The organism is Providencia sp. JGM181 (assembly GCF_018257375.1).
GTDB classification, from domain to species: domain Bacteria; phylum Pseudomonadota; class Gammaproteobacteria; order Enterobacterales; family Enterobacteriaceae; genus Providencia; species Providencia lanzhouensis.
This window is the reverse complement of sequence record NZ_JAERJY010000050.1, coordinates 1-21,422: the sequence shown is the minus strand read 5'-3', so window position 1 is coordinate 21,422 and position 21,422 is coordinate 1. Positions and strand designations below refer to the sequence as shown.

At 44.7% G+C, this 21,422-nt stretch carries 15 protein-coding genes; 10 read left to right on the top strand and 5 right to left on the bottom strand.

Translation table 11 applies throughout. The annotated features are described in order from the left end of the window. Window positions 1–355 precede the first annotated feature (355 nt). The 6 genes from JK188_RS08740 to trhP all read left to right on the top strand — a co-directional run bounded on the left by JK188_RS08740 (window position 356) and on the right by trhP (window position 11,437). Window positions 356–1,606 (top strand): MdtA/MuxA family multidrug efflux RND transporter periplasmic adaptor subunit, encoded by a 1,251-nt coding sequence (locus JK188_RS08740; protein WP_211885819.1) that lies wholly within the window; start codon window positions 356–358, stop codon window positions 1,604–1,606. After that, window positions 1,606–4,722, top strand: coding sequence for an MdtB/MuxB family multidrug efflux RND transporter permease subunit (locus JK188_RS08735; RefSeq protein ID WP_211885821.1), 3,117 nt, complete (start codon window positions 1,606–1,608; stop codon window positions 4,720–4,722). The genes JK188_RS08740 and JK188_RS08735 overlap by 1 nt, the downstream gene beginning before the upstream one ends. Then, window positions 4,722–7,811 (top strand): multidrug efflux RND transporter permease subunit MdtC, encoded by a 3,090-nt coding sequence (gene mdtC, locus JK188_RS08730; RefSeq protein WP_211885823.1) that lies wholly within the window; start codon window positions 4,722–4,724, stop codon window positions 7,809–7,811. Before JK188_RS08735 ends, mdtC begins: the two co-directional genes overlap by 1 nt. After that, window positions 7,801–9,195 (top strand): two-component system sensor histidine kinase BaeS, encoded by a 1,395-nt coding sequence (baeS, locus tag JK188_RS08725; protein ID WP_211885824.1) that lies wholly within the window; start codon window positions 7,801–7,803, stop codon window positions 9,193–9,195. The genes mdtC and baeS overlap by 11 nt, the downstream gene beginning before the upstream one ends. Next, window positions 9,195–9,908: a two-component system response regulator BaeR gene (gene baeR / locus JK188_RS08720; RefSeq protein ID WP_211885826.1), complete on the top strand. Its 714-nt coding sequence runs from the start codon at window positions 9,195–9,197 to the stop codon at window positions 9,906–9,908. Before baeS ends, baeR begins: the two co-directional genes overlap by 1 nt. Window positions 9,909–10,060: 152 nt before the next feature. After that, window positions 10,061–11,437, top strand: coding sequence for a prephenate-dependent tRNA uridine(34) hydroxylase TrhP (trhP, locus tag JK188_RS08715; protein ID WP_154636889.1), 1,377 nt, complete (start codon window positions 10,061–10,063; stop codon window positions 11,435–11,437). A 355-nt stretch (window positions 11,438–11,792) separates the two neighbouring features. On the opposite strand, the gene thiD is transcribed toward trhP, so the two are convergent. Beyond that, on the bottom strand, window positions 11,793–12,590 hold the full coding sequence (thiD, locus tag JK188_RS08710; protein WP_036953175.1) for a bifunctional hydroxymethylpyrimidine kinase/phosphomethylpyrimidine kinase: 798 nt from the start codon (window positions 12,588–12,590) through the stop codon (window positions 11,793–11,795). Between the two features lie 501 nt (window positions 12,591–13,091). Between thiD and pagP the strand changes: the two genes are divergently transcribed. Further along, the gene (gene pagP, locus JK188_RS08705; protein WP_036953173.1) at window positions 13,092–13,667 is read left to right on the top strand and encodes a lipid IV(A) palmitoyltransferase PagP; all 576 of its coding nucleotides are present in this window, start codon (window positions 13,092–13,094) and stop codon (window positions 13,665–13,667) included. 122 nt (window positions 13,668–13,789) lie between these two features. On the opposite strand, the gene JK188_RS08700 is transcribed toward pagP, so the two are convergent. Together JK188_RS08700 and mgrB are read right to left on the bottom strand one after the other, a co-directional pair. Further along, on the bottom strand, window positions 13,790–15,154 hold the full coding sequence (locus JK188_RS08700; RefSeq protein WP_036953171.1) for an amino acid permease: 1,365 nt from the start codon (window positions 15,152–15,154) through the stop codon (window positions 13,790–13,792). Between the two features lie 186 nt (window positions 15,155–15,340). Beyond that, window positions 15,341–15,472 carry a PhoP/PhoQ regulator MgrB gene (gene mgrB, locus JK188_RS17850; RefSeq protein WP_255425017.1) on the bottom strand — a complete coding sequence of 44 codons (132 nt, stop codon included), beginning with the start codon at window positions 15,470–15,472 and terminating at the stop codon, window positions 15,341–15,343. A 257-nt stretch (window positions 15,473–15,729) separates the two neighbouring features. Between mgrB and JK188_RS08690 the strand changes: the two genes are divergently transcribed. The 3 genes from JK188_RS08690 to brnQ all read left to right on the top strand — a co-directional run bounded on the left by JK188_RS08690 (window position 15,730) and on the right by brnQ (window position 18,640). Continuing rightward, window positions 15,730–16,113, top strand: a complete 384-nt coding sequence (locus tag JK188_RS08690; RefSeq protein ID WP_036953169.1) for a helix-turn-helix domain-containing protein — start codon at window positions 15,730–15,732, stop codon at window positions 16,111–16,113. A 165-nt stretch (window positions 16,114–16,278) separates the two neighbouring features. Beyond that, window positions 16,279–17,088 (top strand): sugar-phosphatase, encoded by an 810-nt coding sequence (yidA, locus tag JK188_RS08685; RefSeq protein ID WP_211885827.1) that lies wholly within the window; start codon window positions 16,279–16,281, stop codon window positions 17,086–17,088. Window positions 17,089–17,308: 220 nt separating this feature from the next. After that, window positions 17,309–18,640, top strand: coding sequence for a branched-chain amino acid transport system II carrier protein (gene brnQ / locus JK188_RS08680; RefSeq protein ID WP_211885828.1), 1,332 nt, complete (start codon window positions 17,309–17,311; stop codon window positions 18,638–18,640). 187 nt (window positions 18,641–18,827) lie between these two features. On the opposite strand, the gene yddG is transcribed toward brnQ, so the two are convergent. Both yddG and JK188_RS08670 read right to left on the bottom strand, forming a co-directional pair. Next, window positions 18,828–19,712 (bottom strand): aromatic amino acid DMT transporter YddG, encoded by an 885-nt coding sequence (gene yddG, locus JK188_RS08675; protein ID WP_211885829.1) that lies wholly within the window; start codon window positions 19,710–19,712, stop codon window positions 18,828–18,830. A gap of 211 nt (window positions 19,713–19,923) precedes the next feature. Next, window positions 19,924–21,381, bottom strand: coding sequence for an alanine/glycine:cation symporter family protein (locus JK188_RS08670; protein WP_211885831.1), 1,458 nt, complete (start codon window positions 21,379–21,381; stop codon window positions 19,924–19,926). Window positions 21,382–21,422: the final 41 nt, after the last annotated feature.

Below are 21,422 nucleotides of genomic sequence, written 5' to 3'. Positions count from 1 at the left end.
ATAATAGTCTTTTTATCTCTACAAAACCACCCTAGAAAAGGGGTGGTTTTGTAGAGATAGATATAAAATAGCCACTACGCCAATATGCGCATAGCAAGTGATCTGGACAACAAATGAGAGAAATGCTTTCACAACAAAGAGTTCTACGCTAATTTCGAAAAGTATTATTTGCAGTTATCTAACGTTCTTTTCCATTTTTTCATATTTCCTCCATTTTCTTTTGTTCCCCTCAAGCTAAACTATTAAAATACGCAACTGATTAATTTTTAATATATACCTTATTATATTCAGTTAAATTTATTGGAATGGCTCCTAACTGATTTTACTCAACCTTGAGTTAAGCGAATTACCCACCATGACGACACAGAAACGCCGTACAATTTTGACTCGCTCTGCCCTGTTTGTTGCTCTGTTAGCTGCGGCTGGCGCAACCTGGTATGTCTACCATAAAAATAACCAAAATGAAGTACCAACCACAGCCAGTGCAACTCAAGGCGGACAAGGGAAAAAAGCAAGCGGAAGACCATCGCGCCCGCTGGCCCCCGTTCAATTTGCTACTGCCCAAGAAAAAGTCGTTCCGCGCTTCCTATCCGGTTTAGGTACTGTACAGGCTGCTAACATGGTGACGGTCACTAGCCGCGTTGAAGGTCAATTAATGAATATCTACTTCACCGAAGGGCAATCCGTTAAGGCGGGTGATTTACTCGCGCAAATTGACCCACGTCCTTTTGAAGTGCAACTTGCTCAAGCGGAAGGTCAATTAGCTAAAGATAAAGCGACTTTAGCCAATGCTCGATTAGACCTGACCCGCTACCAAAAACTGGCGGGAACCAAAGTCATCTCCCAACAAGAGCTGGATAACCAGCGGGCTACTGTGTTACAAGCCGAGGGTAGCATCAAAGTTGACCAAGCCGCGGTTGATAACGCCAAGCTGCAACTCACCTACAGTAAAATTACCGCCCCTATTTCTGGACGCATCGGTTTAAAACAAGTGGATGTGGGTAACTTTATCTCTTCAGGGACTTCCACGCCGATTGTGGTGATCACCCAAACACAACCTGCTGACGTGCTATTTGCTTTACCTGAAGGCGACATTCCTGCAATCCAGCAAGCACAAGCAGCAGGAAATAAAGTCCTGATTGAAGCGTGGGATCGCAATAATATTGCCATGATTGCACGCGGAGAGTTATTGAGTACCGATAACCAAATTGATCCAGCAACCGGTACACTGAAAATCAAAGCACGCTTTACTAACGAAGAGCAAAAACTGTTCCCGAACCAATTTGTGAACGTCAAAATGCAGGTAGAGACCTTACAAAATGCTGTCGTGATCCCAACTGCTGCTCTGCAAATGGGCAATGAAGGTCACTATGTTTGGGTATTGAGCGACGATGATACCGTGACGAAACACCTTGTGACGGTGGGCATTCAAGACAGCCAACAAGTCGTGATTGAAAGCGGTTTATCCGCCAATACCAAAGTCATTACCGATGGCGTCGATAAGCTAACAGACGGCGCGAAAGTTGAAGTGGTCAACGCTTCAACCCTTGAAAAGAAACCCGCTTCCGCTGAGAAAAAACCTCGCAATAGCGCGGAGAAAGCCTAATGCAGCCGGATACTCATAAAGGCGGTGGCCCATCCCGCCTCTTCATTCTGCGCCCTGTTGCAACCACCTTATTTATGGTGGCGATTTTGCTCGCGGGGATCATCGGTTATCGGTTTTTACCTGTATCAGCATTACCGGAAGTTGACTACCCAACCATTCAGGTGGTGACTTTATATCCTGGTGCCAGCCCTGATGTAATGACGTCGGCTATCACTGCACCGCTAGAAACTCAATTTGGTCAAATGTCCGGTTTGCAACAGATGTCATCACGCAGCTCCGGCGGCGCGTCGGTGATCACCTTAATGTTCCAGCTCTCTTTACCTCTCGATGTGGCAGAGCAAGAGGTCCAAGCCGCGATTAACTCCGCCACCAGCTTGCTGCCCTCCGATTTACCGTACCCACCGATTTACAACAAAGTAAACCCTGCGGATCCGCCCGTTTTAACGCTCGCCGTCACCTCCGATGCGATGCCGTTAACGCAGGTACAAGATATTATTGAAACCCGCGTGGCGCAGAAAATTTCCCAAGTGACTGGGGTGGGTTTAGTCACCTTAGCGGGGGGGCAACGCCCTGCCGTACGCGTCAACCTTAATCCGCAAGCCATGGCAGCAAAAGGGTTAGACAGCGAAACTATCCGCACCGCTATCAATAATGCCAACGTCAACTCCGCAAAAGGGAGTTTTGATGGTCCAACCCGCTCTGTGACGTTATCTGCCAATGACCAGATGAAATCCCTTGAGGATTACCGCAAGTTGATTGTGGCTTTCCAAAATGGCGCCCCTGTTCGTTTGGGAGATATTGCCACCATTGAACAAGGCGCTGAGAACGCCTATCTCGGTGCATGGGCCAATAGCCAACAAGCAATTGTCATTAACGTTCAGCGCCAACCTGGCGCTAACGTGATTAGCACCACGGATACTATCCGCGCGTTGTTGCCTGAATTGATTGAAAGCTTACCAGCATCCGTTAACGTGGATATTTTGACTGACCGTACCAGCACCATTCGCGCCTCTGTCAATGATGTTCAATTCGAATTAATGCTCGCTATCGCCCTCGTGGTGATGGTGATTTACCTATTTCTACGTAATGGTATTGCGACGCTGATCCCCGGCATCGCCGTACCTTTATCGTTAGTTGGCACCTTTGCCGTCATGTATTTTTGCGGTTTTTCCGTCAATAACCTCACCTTGATGGCACTCACCATCGCCACGGGATTCGTGGTGGATGACGCCATCGTGGTGATTGAAAATATCTCTCGCTATCTCGAACAAGGGGATAAACCGGTTGTTGCCGCATTAAAAGGCGCAGGCGAAATCGGTTTTACCATTATCTCCCTGACATTCTCTTTGGTTGCCGTGCTGATCCCGCTGCTGTTTATGGGGGATATTGTCGGGCGCCTATTCCGTGAGTTTGCGATTACATTAGCAGTGGCAATTTTGATTTCTGCGGTGGTATCCCTCACCCTCACCCCAATGATGTGCGCCCGCTTACTCAAACCGGAATCCCAACATAAACATAACCGCTTTGAAATCGCCTGTGAGCGTTTCTTTGAATGGATGATTGCAGGTTACGGTGTTTGGCTAAAACGCATTCTTAACCACCAATGGTTAACTCTGTGTGTCGCGCTGGGAACCTTAGTGCTGACCGTGCTGCTGTATATGTGGATCCCGAAAGGGTTCTTCCCACTGCAAGATAGCGGCATTATTCAAGGCACGATTGAGAGTCGCCAATCCATTTCGTTTGCCGCGATGTCGAAGAAACAGCAAGAAGTGGCGGGCATTATTCTGGCAGATCCGGCGGTTGAGAACGTTACCACCTATGTGGGTATCGATGGTAACAATGCCACTCTGAATAACGCCCGTATTCAAATCACATTGAAGCCCCTTGATGAACGCGACGATCGTGTTCCTACGATTATTCCTCGCTTACAACAAGCCACCAGCGGCATTGCAGGGGTCAATCTTTACTTGCAACCGTCACAAGATTTAACCATTGATACGCAGGTTTCCCGTACCCCGTATCAATTTACGCTGCAAGCAGGTTCTCTGGATGAGCTCAGCACTTGGGTACCAAAATTGCAGGAAGCCTTAAGTCAGCAACCTGAATTGATTGATGTCAGCAGCGATTGGCAAGACAAAGGTTTAGTGGCGTATGTGAATGTGGATCGGGATACCGCGAGCCGTTTTGGTATTACTATGTCGAATATCGATAACGCTCTGTATAACGCATTTGGTCAGCGTATGATCTCCACCATTTACACCCAAGCTAACCAGTATCGCGTGATTTTAGAGCACAATACCCAAACCCGTGATGGAATGGATGCGCTCAATGATATTCGCTTGAAAGGTACGGATGGCGCCATTGTTCCACTAAATACCCTTGTGAATATTCAAGAAGGCTATGGACCTTTGGCGATTAATCACCTTGATCAATTCCCGTCAGTCACGTTCTCTTTTGATGTAGCGGGAGATTCTTCATTAGAAGAGGCGGTCAATGCAGTGAAACTGGCTGAAAAACAGATAGCGATGCCAAAATCGATAACGACACAATTCCAAGGCGCCACCCTCGCCTTTGAAGCGGCGCTAAGTAGCACCGTTTGGCTGATTTTTGCCGCTATTATCGCCATGTATATCGTGCTGGGTATTCTGTACGAAAGCTTTATTCATCCAATCACTATTTTGTCCACTTTGCCGACCGCTGGTGTGGGGGCTTTGCTCGCACTCATGATGGCGGGCAATGAGCTCGATGTTATCGCCATTATCGGGATTATTTTGCTGATCGGGATTGTGAAAAAGAATGCCATTATGATGATTGACTTTGCACTCGCCGCAGAGCGTGAGCAAGGTTTGTCCCCGTATGATGCGATTTATCAGGCCTGTTTACTGCGTTTTCGCCCAATCCTGATGACCACCATGGCCGCGTTGCTTGGTGCACTGCCGCTGATGCTCAGTACCGGTGTCGGAGCAGAACTGCGTCAACCCCTGGGGGTCTGTATGGTGGGTGGGCTGATCATGAGCCAGATTTTAACGCTGTTCACCACGCCTGTGATTTACCTGATGTTTGACCGTTTAGCCCATCGCTTCAATCGCCGTGAGCACAAGGCACAGGAGTCTTAATGAAACGCTTCTTTGCTTTGTTTATTAGCCGTCCGGTGGCGACCACGTTAATCAGTGTTGCCATTACCCTGTGCGGTGCATTGAGCTTTCTGTTTTTACCTGTGGCGCCATTGCCACAGGTAGACTACCCTGTGATAAGAGTGACAGCGTCACTTCCTGGCGCCTCCCCTGAAACCATGGCATCCTCTATCGCGACACCGCTTGAGCGCTCATTAGGTAGTATTGCTGGGTTAAATGAGATGACCTCGAGCAGTTCGTTAGGGCGAACCTCCATTACCTTAGAGTTTGATTTAACCAAAGATATCAATAATGCCGCGCGGGAAGTACAAGCGGCGTTGAATGCCGCACAAAATTTATTACCTAGCGGCATGCCAAGTCGACCACGTTACTATAAATCAAACCCATCTGACGCGCCGATCATGATTTTAACCCTCACATCAAAAACCTTAAGTACCGGGGAAATGTATGATGTGGCATCCACACGCTTAGCTCAGCGTATCGCGCAAATCGATGGGGTCAGTGAAGTTACCGTCGGGGGTGGTTCTCTTCCTGCTGTACGTGTGGAACTCAACCCAACCGCCCTATTTAATCAAGGGGTTTCCCTTGATGCTGTTCGCTCTGCCATCAGTAGTGCCAACGTGCGCCAGCCCCAAGGCTATATTAATAATGATGATAATCGCTACCAAGTTCAGACTAATGACGAACTGAAAAAAGCTGCCGATTACCGTCCGATTATTGTGCATTACAGCAATGGCAATGCCGTTAAACTCAGTGATGTGGCCGTCGTAAAAGATTCCGTCCAAGATGTGCGAGCCGCAGGGATGTCCAGTGGTGAACCGGCGGTTTTGATCATTATTCGCCGCGAAGCGGGTGCCAATATCATTGAAACCGTCAAACGTATTCGCGAGGAACTCCCTGAATTTAAGGATATGATCCCCGCAGCCATTGATTTACAAGTCGCCCAAGACAGAACCCCCACAATCAAAGCATCATTGGCTGAAGTTGAACGCGCATTAATGATTGCGATTGCGCTGGTGATCCTTGTCGTATTGCTATTTTTACGTTCAGGACGCGCGACTTTAATTCCTGCTATTGCTGTGCCTGTCTCGTTAATTGGTACCTTTACCGCCATGTATTTATGCGGGTTTAGCCTCAATAACTTGTCATTGATGGCCTTAACCGTCGCCACTGGATTTGTGGTGGATGATGCCATTGTGGTGCTAGAGAATATTTCTCGGCACATTGAAAATGGTCGAAAACCGTTTATCGCGGCGGTTAAAGGGGTATCTGAGGTTGGCTTTACCGTCGTTTCTATGAGTATTTCTTTAGTGGCAGTGTTTATCCCACTGTTACTGATGGATGGATTAGTTGGGCGATTATTCCGCGAATTTGCCATTACGCTCTCTACTGCTATCGGGATTTCATTGATTATCTCGCTGACGTTAACCCCGATGATGTGCGCGCATTTACTGAAAAAACGTGGCTCTGCTAATACCAAGCAACGAGGATTTGGACGCGTTCTTATTCGGTTACAAGAAAGTTACGCCGTCACGTTAAATTGGGTACTATCTCATCGTCGCAGTGTACTGGCGGTGCTGATTGCGGCAATTGGCTTGAATGTTTATCTGTATATTTCGATCCCTAAAGCCTTTTTCCCTGAGCAAGATACAGGACGTTTACTGGGATTCGTTCGAGCAGACCAAAGCATCTCATTCCAGTCAATGAAGCAAAAAATGACCAGCTTTATGCAGCAAGTGAAAGCGGATCCTGCCGTGGATAGCGTCACTGGATTTACGGGCGGCAGCCGCGTCAACAGCGGTTCTATGTTTATCTCCTTAAAACCACTGGATGAGCGCAAAGAGAGTGCCAACAGCGTGATTAATCGCTTGCGCATGAAACTGGCGAACGAACCCGGTGCCAACTTATTTATGATGCCCGTTCAAGATATTCGCGTGGGCGGACGCCAATCCGAAGCCAGCTATCAATTCACCCTGTTAGCCGACGAGCTGGATGCATTACGTTCATGGGAGCCCGCTATTCGCCGAGCGCTGGGGGATTTGCCTCAATTAACCGATGTGAACTCTGATAAAGAAGATAAAGGCGCGGAGATGGCATTAACCTATGACCGCGATTTGATGGCGCAACTGGGTATCGATGTGCGTGATGCGAACAACCTGCTCAACAACGCCTTTGGTCAACGTCAAATTTCCACCATTTATGAAGCCATGAACCAATATAAAGTGGTGATGGAAGTGGCGCCGGAATATACCCAAGACGTCAGTTCGCTGGATAAAATGTTTGTGGTGAATAAACAGGGAGAAGCTATTCCCCTCTCCTATTTTGCCCGCTGGCAACCCGCCAATGCACCTTTAAGTGTTAACCACCAAGGGTTATCAGCCGCGTCTACTATTTCCTTTAACGTGGCAGACGGTTATACCTTAAACGATGCGATTGTGGCGGTGGAAAAAACCATGACCGCTTTAGGCGTTCCATCGACGGTACGCGGTACTTTCGCAGGAACAGCGCAAGTTTTCCAAGATACCTTAAAATCTCAGTTATTTTTAATCTTAGCGGCGATTGTCACGGTCTATTTGGTACTGGGTATTTTGTATGAAAGTTATATTCACCCGCTCACCATTTTATCGACACTGCCATCCGCAGGTGTCGGCGCGTTATTAGCCTTGGAATTATTTGATACGCCATTTAGCCTAATTGCTCTAATCGGCATTATGTTGCTTATCGGGATTGTGATGAAAAACGCCATTATCATGGTAGATTTTGCCCTTCAAGCCCAACGCAATGCGAACTTATCGGCGAAAGAAGCTATTTTACGCGCGAGCCTGCTGCGCTTTAGACCGATTTTAATGACGACCCTTGCCGCGATTTTTGGGGCGCTCCCTTTGATGCTAGGTACAGGTGATGGCGCAGAATTACGCCAACCACTGGGGATCGCAATTGTTGGTGGTTTGGTCATGAGCCAGTTGCTGACGCTATTTACCACCCCAGTGGTGTATCTCAGTTTTGATAGTCTGAGACAGCGGTTTTCACGCAAAGCGCCTTCAATACAGGAGAAATCCCATGAAGCTTAAACTCTCGAGCCTCAGTACTCGGTTATTTATCGCTATCTTTGCCACCTGTTTGCTGCTGGTTGCTATCATGCATCAAGGGGTCAGAATGGGCTTCCAGCATGGTTTTATTGACTATATAAAAGAGAATGACCAGCAACGTGCTGAGTTACTCGCTTTGGCGCTTGCCGAACAATATGAGGAGCGAGAAAGTTGGCGTTTTTTGGCGGTTGATGAGCGGATGTTTTTCCGTATTTTACGCAATGTCGATAATCAGCACCAAGGGCAAGGTCATGGCGGTGGTCATAAGCGAATGCGCGGTATGTTTTGGGTTTATGACACCAAAGACAACCTCATTTGGGGGCGTGACCTCCCCCCACCGGATCAAGTCATCCGCGTGCCAGTTAAAACGAGCCGAGGAGCAACCGTCGGCTGGCTAGTTGCCAGTTATGAAAGTGGTATCAGCAACCAATTAGACCAACGTTTCGATACCCAGCAGATGCACATTAGCTGGGTAATTGCAGGGCTATCTCTGTTCGTGGCGCTGTTAGTGACCCTATTTTTAGCTCGTGGCTTTTTAAAGCCCATCACCCGATTATTGGAAGGTACTCAACAGCTCGCTAAAGGCAATTTCAGCGCACGGGTATCTGAGGTTGGTCAAGATGAGTTGGGGCAATTGGCGAAAGACTTTAACCATCTTGCCTCGACTTTGGAAAAAAATGAGCAAATGCGCCGCGATTATATGGCGGATATTTCCCATGAATTACGCACCCCACTCTCCGTTTTACGCGGCGAACTTGAAGCTGTGCAAGATGGCGTGCGCCAAGCGACTCCTGAAACCATCAATTCCCTACTCAATGAGACTCAAACACTGATAAAACTGGTCAATGACCTACATCAGCTTTCGTTATCCGATAGAGGCTCCTTGGTTTACCGTATGGAATTTATCGATATTATCCCGATTATCGAGATGAACTTAGGACAAGCCAAATGGCGATTGGAAGATAGACAACTGACGTTAGAAACTCAATTTTCTGCCCATTCCCATCTATTCGCTGACCCTGATCGAATCAACCAACTGTTTTATAATTTGATGGAAAATAGCCTGCGCTATACGGATCCTCACGGTAAAATTGCCGTCAACGTGAGCCAACATGACCAACAATTAGTGATCACGTGGGAAGATAGTGCACCGGGATTAAGTGTTGAACAGTGCCAGCGTCTATTTGAGCGATTTTACCGTGTGGAAGTTTCTCGTAACCGTGCGAGTGGCGGCTCAGGTTTGGGACTGGCGATTTGCTATAATATTGTCGAAGCCCATAACGGGACTATTTCTGCGGCACCATCTCCACTCGGTGGCGTGAAGATAACCATTCAAATTCCCATTGCGACGCAGGAGGAGCAATAGTGTCTTTGCCTGAATCCCCTTTATTGGGAGCCAATAGCGCCCATGTTCTGATTGTTGAAGACGAACCTAAACTTGGACAGTTACTGTTTGATTATCTGCAAGCCGCTGGCTATGTACCCGCCCTGCTGATGCGCGGGGATGAAGTGATCCCCTATGTGAAAAAGCACTTTCCTGACCTGATTTTATTAGATTTGATGTTGCCGGGACTTGATGGTATTTCAGTCTGCCGTGAACTGCGTAAATTCAGCGACGTTCCTGTGATTATGGTGACGGCTAAAACAGAAGAAATTGACCGTTTATTAGGGCTGGAAATTGGCGCCGATGACTACGTTTGTAAGCCGTTTAGTCCGCGAGAAGTGGTCGCCCGAGTGAAAACGATTTTACGCCGTTGCCAAAAAGTCCCTTCATCTACAGGTAGCCAAGAAACTCAACTGATTATCGATGAAAATGCGTTCCAAGTCCGTTATGGCGATAAATTACTGGAATTGACCCCCGCAGAATTTCGCCTGCTAAAGTTTTTGTCAGATAACGCAGGTACCGTGTTTTCTCGGGATCAATTGCTGGATATTTTGTACGATGACCATCGTGTGGTCACCGACAGAACCATTGATAGCCACGTCAAAAATTTACGCCGTAAGCTCGAATCGTTGGATGACGAAAAAACCTTTATCCGCTCCATCTATGGTTTAGGCTATCGTTGGGACGACATCTAATTGCTGCCAGCGTTTCTGTAACAAAATTATAACCCTGTTTTTTACATGGGAAATTTGGCATTCCCGTCATTTAGCGTTAAAATCCCCACCCTCGAATTTTTACACCAAGCCATCCGGCTTGGTGCTGACCTGACATCAGACTGAGAACTAACATGTTTACACCAGAATTATTATCCCCAGCAGGTTCCTTGAAGAACATGCGCTATGCTTTCGCTTACGGCGCCGATGCGGTTTACGCTGGCCAACCACGTTATAGCTTACGCGTGCGCAATAACGAATTTAACCATGAGAATCTCGCAAAAGGGATCAACGAAGCCCACGAGCTGGGTAAAAAATTCTATGTGGTCGTCAATATCGCGCCACATAACGCCAAGTTAAAAACCTTTATTCGTGACCTGACTCCCGTGATTGAAATGGGTCCCGATGCCCTAATTATGTCCGACCCTGGTCTGATTATGATGGTACGTGAAGCCTTCCCGGAGATGGATATTCACTTATCGGTTCAAGCTAACGCCGTCAACTGGGCTTCTGTGAAATTCTGGAAACAAATGGGATTAACTCGCGTGATTTTATCCCGCGAATTATCGTTGGAAGAAATCGCTGAAATCCGCCAGCAAGTACCTGAAATTGAGCTGGAAGTCTTTGTACACGGTGCTCTGTGTATGGCGTATTCTGGTCGCTGCCTGCTGTCTGGTTATATTAATAAGCGTGACCCTAACCAAGGTACCTGTACTAACGCGTGTCGCTGGGAATATAAAGTTCAAGAAGGCAAAGAAGACGATGTAGGTAACATCGTGCATGTCCATGAGCCAATCCCCGTTAAAAACGTGGCGCCAACACTCGGTGAAGGTGCTCCAACCGATAAAGTTTACATGATTGAAGAAGCGATGCGTCCGGGCGAATACATGACCGCCTTTGAAGACGAACATGGCACTTACATCATGAACTCAAAAGATTTACGCGCCATCGAACACGTTGAAACACTGACCAAAATGGGCGTTCATTCACTGAAAATCGAAGGTCGTACTAAATCATTCTATTATTGTGCTCGTACAGCCCAAGTATATCGCCGCGCCATTGATGATGCGGTAGCGGGTAAGCCATTTGACCCAACCCTGCTTTCTACCCTTGAAGGATTAGCACACCGTGGTTATACCGAAGGTTTCTTACGTCGTCACACCCATGATGCCTACCAAACCTATGAATATGGCTATTCCGTTTCGGATACCCAGCAATTTGTCGGTGAATTCACAGGCAACCGAGTGAATGGCTTAGCGGAAGTCGATGTGAAAAACAAATTTAGCGTCGGTGACAGCTTAGAGTTAATGACACCGTCAGGTAATATCGTCTTTACTCTGGATGCATTAACTAACCGCAAAGGTGAATCTATTGAAGTTGCTCCAGGTAATGGACATGTAGTTTATCTGCCAATTCCTGAAGATGTGGATGTGAATTTTGGTTTGTTGATCCGCAATCTTGCAGGAACAACTACTCGAGATCCGCACCAAGCCCAAGAAGAAAAAGCGTAAAAGCAGAAAAAGCGTAAACTGACTAAGCATTCCATCGCTTATTACTAAACACGTTTTACTAAATAGAAGCCCATGGTCGATGACTATGGGTTTTTTCTTAGGTATTCGTGTAAAAAACGGCCATTTTATGCTTTATTTTAGTTGAGAATCATTCTCGTTATTGACAGTTTCGTTAAAAAGTGCACTCAATATCCAAATTTATGCAACAGATCACATCAATTGGTTATTCTATATCGTATAGTCACTGTCGAAAACGAAGAACTAGAAAGTCATAAATTAAGACTAGGAACCACCTCCTTGGCTGGCTCAATCTCCCTTGAGCTAGCCATTTCTTTTTTCTAGTCCCTCAAAATTCTCACCACCAGCGATGAAAATGATGTACAGGCCCAAAACCACTACCAACTTCTAAGCTATCCGCTTGCTCTAGCGCCCCTTGCAAATAGGCTTTTGCTTCCACAACTGTTTGTTGCCAATCCTCAAAACGCGGCCTCAGTGCGGCTAACGCTGCTGACAACGTGCATCCTGTTCCATGAGTATTTTTGGTATCGATACGTACCGATGTAAAGCGCCATTCCCCTTCTGGGGTGATCAACCAATCAGGGCTTTGAGAATCGATTAAGTGCCCGCCTTTCATCAAGACACTCTGGCAACCCAATTGCAATAAGCGTTGCCCTTGCTCACGCATTTGTTCTTCCGTTTGCGCCATCGGCTCATCAAGTAATACGGCTGCTTCGGGCAAATTTGGCGTGATCAACGAAACCATAGGTAAAAGCTCGCGTCTTAGGGTTTCCACCGCGTCCGGTAATAATAGCGGGTCTCCACTTTTGGCGACCATTACTGTATCGAGCACCACATAAGGCACGGGTGTTTTTTTCAACGCATTGGCGACAACTTGAACATTGCCTCGATTAGATAACATGCCGATTTTCGCGGCATCAATACGGACATCACTTAAAACAGAGTTCAATTGGGCCGCAACAAAGTCTGAAGGGATATTATGGATGGCTTGAACACCTTGCGTATTTTGTGCCACCAGCGCAGTCATCACACTGGTTCCATACGCACCGAGTGCGGAAAATGTTTTCAGATCTGCTTGAATACCAGCTCCACCAGATGGATCCGTTCCCGCAATCGTTAATGCATTCACTCTCATTAGTGCCCTCTCCATTGTCTTCAGTAAAATAATTGTCTTCAGTAAAACAATTGTCTTTAGAAAGATAATTGACCTTAGTCATATTGCGCTTATTACGTCTTTTTAACTTAATAAAAATCATTAAGTTAATTAAATAACGTCCTTAAATGAATTGTCTCATACGCAATGCTAATTACTAGCAGATTATCCATTGTCTTCAATAATTAAATGCGATTGATTTTCATCAAAAATAAATTGGATTTTTATAATTAATAATCAAATGGTTATAGCTAATTGATTCATTCTAATATCAAAAAATTGATATCAATATTGAGTTGATTCCTTACAGCAAATTACGATCCCAATACGTCATTATCCTAATTTAACCATTTATTGCTGTCCTATTTAGCTTATCTTTATTAAAATAATTTCCACTACAATTATTACAATTGCGATAATGATGTCATCATTGTCAATGTCTATCATGACTCATCTATCAGATAAAACTAGATTGGATCCACAATGAGAGTTAATAAAAACATACAGTTGGTTGTAGGCGCATCGGCAATTCTGAGCGCTTCAATCTGCATGTCATCGCCTGCATTTGCTGAAGAGCAGTCAGTCGGTTTATGGGATAAATTCACTAATAATGTCAGCACCACTTGGGATTCTGACAAATATGAGCTGTATATCCCGTTCTTCACTTGGCATAACCGTCTTATGTACGATAAAGAAAAAACAGATACCTATAATGAAGAGCCATGGGGCTTTGGTATCGGTAAATATCGTTATGATGAAGATAATGACTGGCATGCACTCTACGCAATGGCATTTATGGATTCCCATAATAAAGTCGAGCCAATCGTGGGTTATGGTTTCCAAAAAATGTGGATCCCGGGCGATCTTGATGGCTTCCGTATGGGTGCGGGATTCACATTAGGTATTACCGCGCGTGAGGAATATAGCTATATTCCACTCCCTGCGCCTCTGCCTTTAGTTTCTATTGAATATGATAAGCTTTCTGTTCAAGCGACCTATATTCCAGGAACATACAATAACGGTAACGTCCTGTTTGCTTGGTTACGTTGGCAGTGGTAAGCGTTTGAACTCATCTCGCTAGAGGCTGATTGACCAAAAAGCAAGCATAAAAAAACCGGTAGATTAAAAATCTTACCGGTTTTTTGTTTTTTATTTATCTGGTCTTTTACTGATTGATAAGGCTATAACGCTTTGCTCTCTACACCTTGTTTTTTAGCACCTGAGAATTGATAACCAACCCACAGAACCGCGATCCAAAGAGGCATAATCAGCACAGAAACGCGTAACCCATCCATTGTCAGAATAATAATCAAAATCAGCGACAAGAATGCTAAACACAGATAGTTACCAAACGGATACCAAATACTCTTAAACTTCGTTTCAATACCCTGTTTATTCATTGCAGCCCTAAACTTCAAGTTAGAAACACAAATCATAATCCAGTTTAAAACTAACGTGGTGACCACCAAGGACATCAGTAATTCAAACGCCTTGCCTTCCATCACGAAGTTAATCAAGATCCCGCCAGAAGTCGCGATACCTGAAACAATAAGCGCCATTACAGGCACGCCGCCTTTATTCACTTTTGCCATAAAGCGCGGTGCGTTACCTTGTTGTGCTAAACCATACAGCATACGGCTAGTACAGTATGCCCCACTGTTATAAACCGACAGAGCCGCAATCAAAATCACCACGTTCAATGCATTGGCAACGAGTAAATCACCCAGCTCATGGAAAATCAGTACGAAGGGGCTAGTTTTGCCATCCAGTTGCACCCACGGATACAGCGCCAGTAATACCGCCAGTGAGCCGATATAGAAAATTAAGATACGGTAAACCACTTGATTGATGGCTTTTGGAATGCTTTTATCTGGATCTTCAGCTTCTGCTGCAGTGATCCCCACTAATTCCAATCCACCAAATGAGAACATAATAATCGCCAGCGCGACTAATAGCCCATTATAGCCTTTGGCAAAAAAGCCGCCGTATTCCCATAAGTTACTCACTTTGGCTTGAGGGCCGCCATGGCCACTAAACAGTAAGTAACAGCCAAATAAAATCATCGCGATAACCGCAACAACTTTGATCAGCGCAAACCAGAATTCCGTTTCTCCATAAGAGCGAACATTAATCAGGTTAATTGCATTAACCGCAATAAAAAACACCAGTGCCGAAACCCAAATAGGTAACTCAGGCCACCAGTGTTGCATATATTTACCCGCAGCGGTCAGTTCAGTCATCCCCACGAGGATAAACATCACCCAGTAGTTCCAACCCGAGAGGAACCCGGCAAAACCGCCCCAATATTTGAATGCGAAATGGCTAAATGACCCTGCAACAGGCTCTTGAACAATCATTTCACCTAACTGACGCATGATCAGAAAAGCGATAAATCCACACAATGCATACCCAAGTAGTACCGACGGACCTGCCATTTGGATGGTGGTTGCTATCCCTAAAAATAGCCCTGTACCGACAGCGCCCCCCAAGGCAATTAACTGAATATGCCTGTTTTTCAATCCGCGCTTTAGCGTCTGTTGCGCCATATCTTTACCCTTCATCCTCTAGCTTTTTGTTATCGTCCACAGTTGTGATAATCACGCAAGTTTATTTGAATTTTTGCATGAACTCCACTCGCAATTATACAACTGTAAAGCTGGCTTTCTGCCTGTCTTCTAATGTTTCCAAATAATGACAAACTAATATCCTGTAAGACGTTGCAAAATGCAAACTCAAAATGGTAACAAACCCGTCACGCGGCAAACACCGAGTTGAAAATCATCCCCGCCCTGATCGCAGAGATTATTCATCGCCAAGAGGTATAAAAAAGCACAAATAATTACAATGCTGATGATTAATAGCATATTTCGCATAGATAATGGGGTTCTTAATAGTCACATCATCTGGCAATATTAATCGATATTATCGTCTTTAGTTTCGTAAAATGGGCTATTCATCGTTTTCAAGAAAACAATTGTTTATTTTTGCAGCTCTTGATAAATAACTGGCTATTATTGTGTGATTTTTATACATAAATCTGTAATACCGCACAACCAACCTTTGTCATGGTGAAATGAAGTTGTGTATACTTCGGTTACCGTAAAATAAGAATGAATTTGAGATGGCACAAGATAACCACGTAGCACTTGTTAATGCTCTAAGTAAATGGATCGAAGAGCATTTAGGTCGAGTCATCCATTTGGAAGAACTCGCTGCCTATTCTGGGTATTCCCTTTGGCATATGCAAAAAATCTTTAAGGAGGTCACAGGAATCTCCTTAGGAAAATATATCCGTCAGCGCCGACTGGCTGGCGCCGTAAATTTATTAAGAAACAGCAGCCAAAGTATTTTTGATATTGCGTTAGATTTTGGCTTCGGCTCGCAATCCCACTTTACCTATATGTTCCGCAAAGAATATGGCATTACGCCGTTTGATTTTCGTCAAAATGACCAAATTCATTTGGATGTAAAAGAGCCATTACACCTAATCCCGGATGATGAGTGAATTTGTTTTACGCGCATTAACCTGCATTTTTTCAGTTTTAATGCGATAAAACATGGGTATTCTCATCCTTTTTACTGAGCAACTTATCCGTTGCCCTCTTAGATAATTTACATTCTCGATAATCAGAGTAAGGTACGTGTAAAAGTTCTATTTTAGGAGGCATTGATGTCAATCAAACTGGTCGCCATTGATTTAGATGGCACGTTACTCAATTCGCAGCACCAAATTTCTCCCGCAGTGAAAGAAGCCATTACCCGCGCGCACAAACAAGGTGTGCGAATTGTCCTTGCCTCAGGTCGCCCCTATTCTGGTATTTTGCCCTACCTTCAAGAACTTGGATTAGATACTGCCAGCAACTACTGTATCAGTAACAATGGCAGCGTGATCCATCAAGCCAATGATGGCAGTCACCTGTATGAAAACTTGTTAGATTTTGAAGATTATCAATATTTTGCTGAACTAGCTAACAACGTGGGGGTTCATATGCACGCCCTTGCAGACAACACCATGTTCACTGCGAATCGTCATATTAGCCGCTATACCATTCATGATGCCTATTTCACCAATACCCCTCTGGTGTATTGCCCGGTTAACGAAATGGATAGCTCGCTCAGTTTTACCAAAATCATGATTATTGACCATCCCGAAAAACTGGATGTAGGTATCAGCTATATTCCTGAAAATACCTTTGAAAACTACTCGCTGATCAAAACTAGTCCTTATTTCCTTGAAGTTTCGAATAAGGATGTAAGCAAAGGCTCTGCACTAAAAGTGTTATGTGAGAAATTATCTCTCACGCCGGATAAAGTCATGAGCATCGGTGACCAAAATAATGATGTTGCCATGCTACAGTATTCGAGTGTTTCGGTTGCAATGGGAAATGCTGCACCACATATTCGTGAAATAGTGAAATTTGTCACCGACACCAACGATTGTGATGGTGTTGCTATCGCAATAAACAAATTTATTATCTAGTGAGCAGTTAATTTAGAGTTCAAATCTCTAGACCAAAATACAATTTAACTGGATATGCCTAGACATCCCCATTCTGGCATATCCATCTCCTGTCTTTCTCTTAGGGCTATTTTATCCTTTACCTTACTTACTCTTCCAAATTTGATACTATCTGCCTCTTTTAAAAAATTGTCATTCATCTATAAGTACAATAAAACCCACATCACTAACAGGTAGTAAAATGTTTTCGACTAAAGATATGTTAATTCTGGGGATGATGGTATTCGCCTTATTTCTAGGCGCGGGAAATATCATCTTTCCACCGATGGCAGGCTATCAATCAGGGACAGACTGGTTTGATACCTCATTAGGTTTTCTGATCACCGGTGTTCTATTACCCTTCTTAACCTTAGTAACAGTTGCAGTAAAAGGACGTGGTGAAAAGCTTTCTGTTGATTTGCCTAAATGGGTTGCGGTCATTTTCTGGGTTGCACTCTACCTAATTGTCGGCTCCACATTTGCGATGCCAAGGGTGACGAATACCGCATTTGAAATGGGCTTTTTACCATTAGGCTTCGTTGAAAAAAGCACATTCTCTCATCTCACTTTCGCACTCATTTTTAACTTCACCTCGATGTTCTTCATGTTGAAGCAAGGCACTATGATCAGCGCGATTGGTAAGTTTATGACTCCGGCGTTACTTATTTTGTTAGTGGTTGTGGGAATTGCTGTGGTCATTAACCCGCTTTCTGACATGAATCCGCCAGTTAAACAGTATGCTGAGTTTGCCTTCTTTGGCGGCGTGATTGATGGCTATCAAACCATGGATGTCCTCTCAGCGATGGCGTTTGGAGGGATTGTGGCGCGCGCATTAGCATCGAAACAGATCACTGAACCTCGCCAAGTCGCGACTATCACGATTAAAGCGGGTTTAATTTCAGTAAGCTTACTCGCGGCGTTGTATATCTGCCTGTTCTATTTAGGCGCGACCAGTGAACAAGTGGCGAATACAGCCACCAATGGCGGACAGATCTTCTCTCGTTACGTCGATGTCCTGTTTGGTGCGGTAGGTACGTGGATCATGTGCGGAATTGTATTACTGGCAAGCATGACCACATTAGTGGGTGTGACCAGCGCCTGTGCGGATTACTTTGCGACTTTCCATCACCGTTTAGGTTATCGCTTCTGGGTAGTTTTCTTCACAATGCTAACCACCGTCGTGTCCACGTTTGGTCTCGACACCTTATTGCGCGTCACCATTCCGGCGCTGCTGATGATTTATCCTTCATCGGTCACTATCGTGTTCCTGCAATTTGCGCGCAAGTTTATGGCTGCTCCTCGAGTCACTTATGGGATCACCATTGGCGTAGTTGTGCTGATGAGCCTATTCGATACGCTGAATAATATGGAACTCTTGAGCGCATCAATAAAAGCAAACTTAATCACTTATTTACCGCTGTTTGAGCAAGGGATGGGTTGGTTAATTCCAGGCATTATCGCGTTTATTATCTCGATGTTTATCGGCAAATTGACCGCGAAAAGCGAGCCTGTTGCTGAGCAAAACTTAGCTTAATCTTGATATTTAAAAGCCGAATGTTGGCATATCGCTGACATTCGGCTTGTTATTTGCTTGATGGGCTTTTTCAGGTTGGAACAGTAAAGCTGTTCAACATGGCTTACCAGAACATTGGGTATTGCAGCTACTTGGCGTGATTTTTATCCTCGGCGCTATTAGTGTTCGTTACACGCCCAAACATAACTCAGCGCCTTGTGGCAATAAAACAGGTGATTGACCCTATGGTAACCATCAAGACGCCTTGCCAGAAGCCCAAAGTTAATGCGGTGCTCAAGAGCATTGAAGAAAATGCTGTAGAGATAACAGGAGTGAAATAGGACAATGTCCCGAGAAAAGCCACATTGCCTTTGATGATTGCTACTGTCCAAAGCGCATTTGCCCCGCCGGTTGCAATAGCAGTGATAAATAACAAACTGACACTATTCACATTGATATTAAATGGCGCTGGCGTCGAGAAGATAAATAAGATCCACAATCCGACCGATGTCATGATAAAAAACAGCACCATACCATTGCAGCCATTCGACATTCGTTTCGTAATATTGCTATAAAAAGCCCACAGTAATGCACCAACAAAGGCTAAGCCGTAACTAAGTGGGTTACTTTGAATATTTGAAAGAATGGCGTTTAGGGATAAAGGTTGATCGCCGGAGATAACCCACAATAAACCCGCAAACGCTAAAATAAGCCCGATAATCAGTAATAAACTAAAACGCTGTCGATTAAATAAAACCGCTAACGCAATTGTGAAGCTCGGCCATAAGTAATTCACCATCCCCAGCTCAATGGCTTGCTGACGATTATTGGCAAGCCCTAGCGCTAAAATAAAGCAAATTTCATAACTAACAAATAAAAACGCCCCCCAAAACAAATAGCGTCTAGGGAAAAGATGAATTTTCGGCAACCCCATTACAACAACCAAAACTAGGCTCCCTATCGAATAGATAAGTGCCGCGCCACCAATAGGACCAAAGTTTTCGCTCGTACTGCGAACAAGCCCTACCATCGTGCTCCACAATAATATGGATACGACCCCGTAAAATGTTGCTGCGTATCGTCCGAGTTTCATCTTCCTGATCAACACCTTATTTCATATTTATCTTGGCTATTATTTTCCTCCAAAACCTTACGCTCTAAGGGCAATAAAGCAAGTTTTTTTATATTTATTGAGCAGACAATTAAGAATAAAAAAGGCGCCTAGAAACAAATCTAAGCGCCTTCTATTTCTATTTGCTTTCAACTGCGATCAATTGCGTCAACAGCAACCAGAGATTGCAAAATTAATGGGCTTCGTTCTTAACCCACTGCTCAACCGACTCTTTTTCCCAAATTCCTTCATTAAGCTGTTTTTTCAGCTCTGGATGGTCATTAATATCAAATGTTGGAATTTTTCCAGCACCTAACTGCCGGTTGTAATCTTTCGCGAGTTTGAATGCCACACCGGACAATAAGAGGATGGCAATCAAGTTTGTAATTGCCATTAAGCCCATCGAAACATCCGCAAGCTTCCAAATCAGTGGCATTTCACCGAGCGCCCCGAACATCACCATCCCCAATGTCGCTAAGCGGAAAATAAACAGCCCAGCGGTATGATTATTTTCCAAGAAAATCATATTGCTTTCTGCATAAGCATAGTTGGCAATGATGGATGTAAAAGCAAAGAAGAAAATCGCAATCGCAACGAAGATACTTCCCCAACTGCCTACCGCAGAAGATAAAGCTAGCTGAGTCAGCTCAATACCATTGATTTTACCCACCGGACCATCTAACACGCCTGAAGCCAAAATAATAATGGCTGTAGCGCTACAGATCACAATGGTATCCATGAATACACCTAACATTTGGACATAGCCTTGGGAGGCAGGATGTGGTGGATAAGGTGACGCAGATGCCGCTGCATTTGGCGCAGAACCCATTCCGGCTTCATTCGAGAACAATCCGCGCTGAATGCCTTGCGTCATCGCCTGAGCGATACCATAACCAATGGCGCCGCCCGCGGCTTCCTGTAAACCAAAGGCGCTACGGAAAATCAGCATAAAGACATCAGGTAAGCGATCAATATTTTGACCGACAACCCAGAAAGCCAGTACTAAATAAGCGATAGCCATGATTGGCACGACAAATTCGGCGACTTTAGCAATTGATCTTAATCCACCAAAAATAATGGTTCCACTGAGGATCACTAAGGCAATACCAACATAGAGTGGGTTAAAATCAAATGCCACAGCAGTTGCTTGTGCAATGGAGTTCGCTTGAACTGCATTAAAAACCAAACCAAATGCAATGATTAAGAAGATGGAGAACAGTACACCCATCCAGCGCTGTTTTAAGCCTTTCTCCATGTAATAAGAAGGCCCGCCGCGATAGTTACCTTGGTCATCTTTGGTTTTATAAAGCTGCGCTAATGTACATTCGACAAATGACGTTGCCATTCCTAGTAATGCAACCACCCACATCCAGAATATAGCGCCAGGGCCGCCTGCCGTAATCGCGATAGCAACACCCGTTAGATTTCCAGTACCAACTCGCGCCGCTAGGCTGGTACATAGTGCTTGGAATGAAGAAATACCTGAACTGTCCGATTGAGTGCTATTTTTCAGTACTCCGAACATGTGGCCAAAATGCCTAAACTGAATAAATTTAGATCGTATTGTAAAATATAAACCGGCTCCCAATAATAAATAAATTAATAACGAGCCCCAAATAAGATTGCTGATTGAGTTTATAAATTCTATCAAATTATGCTCCTTTTATTATATCCACTAATAGAGGTATTAGT

Bases quoted from the DNA above. Each gene is read 5' to 3' on its own strand.
- JK188_RS08740 (WP_211885819.1), top strand. From the start codon at position 356: ATGACGACACAGAAACGCCGTACAATTTTGACTCGCTCTGCCCTGTTT.
- JK188_RS08735 (WP_211885821.1), top strand. From the start codon at position 1,606: ATGCAGCCGGATACTCATAAAGGCGGTGGCCCATCCCGCCTCTTCATT.
- mdtC (WP_211885823.1), top strand. From the start codon at position 4,722: ATGAAACGCTTCTTTGCTTTGTTTATTAGCCGTCCGGTGGCGACCACG.
- baeS (WP_211885824.1), top strand. From the start codon at position 7,801: ATGAAGCTTAAACTCTCGAGCCTCAGTACTCGGTTATTTATCGCTATC.
- trhP (WP_154636889.1), top strand. From the start codon at position 10,061: ATGTTTACACCAGAATTATTATCCCCAGCAGGTTCCTTGAAGAACATG.
- thiD (WP_036953175.1), bottom strand. From the start codon at position 12,590: ATGAGAGTGAATGCATTAACGATTGCGGGAACGGATCCATCTGGTGGA.
- pagP (WP_036953173.1), top strand. From the start codon at position 13,092: ATGAGAGTTAATAAAAACATACAGTTGGTTGTAGGCGCATCGGCAATT.
- JK188_RS08700 (WP_036953171.1), bottom strand. From the start codon at position 15,154: ATGGCGCAACAGACGCTAAAGCGCGGATTGAAAAACAGGCATATTCAG.
- mgrB (WP_255425017.1), bottom strand. From the start codon at position 15,472: ATGCTATTAATCATCAGCATTGTAATTATTTGTGCTTTTTTATACCTC.
- JK188_RS08690 (WP_036953169.1), top strand. From the start codon at position 15,730: ATGGCACAAGATAACCACGTAGCACTTGTTAATGCTCTAAGTAAATGG.
- yidA (WP_211885827.1), top strand. From the start codon at position 16,279: ATGTCAATCAAACTGGTCGCCATTGATTTAGATGGCACGTTACTCAAT.
- brnQ (WP_211885828.1), top strand. From the start codon at position 17,309: ATGTTTTCGACTAAAGATATGTTAATTCTGGGGATGATGGTATTCGCC.
- yddG (WP_211885829.1), bottom strand. From the start codon at position 19,712: ATGAAACTCGGACGATACGCAGCAACATTTTACGGGGTCGTATCCATA.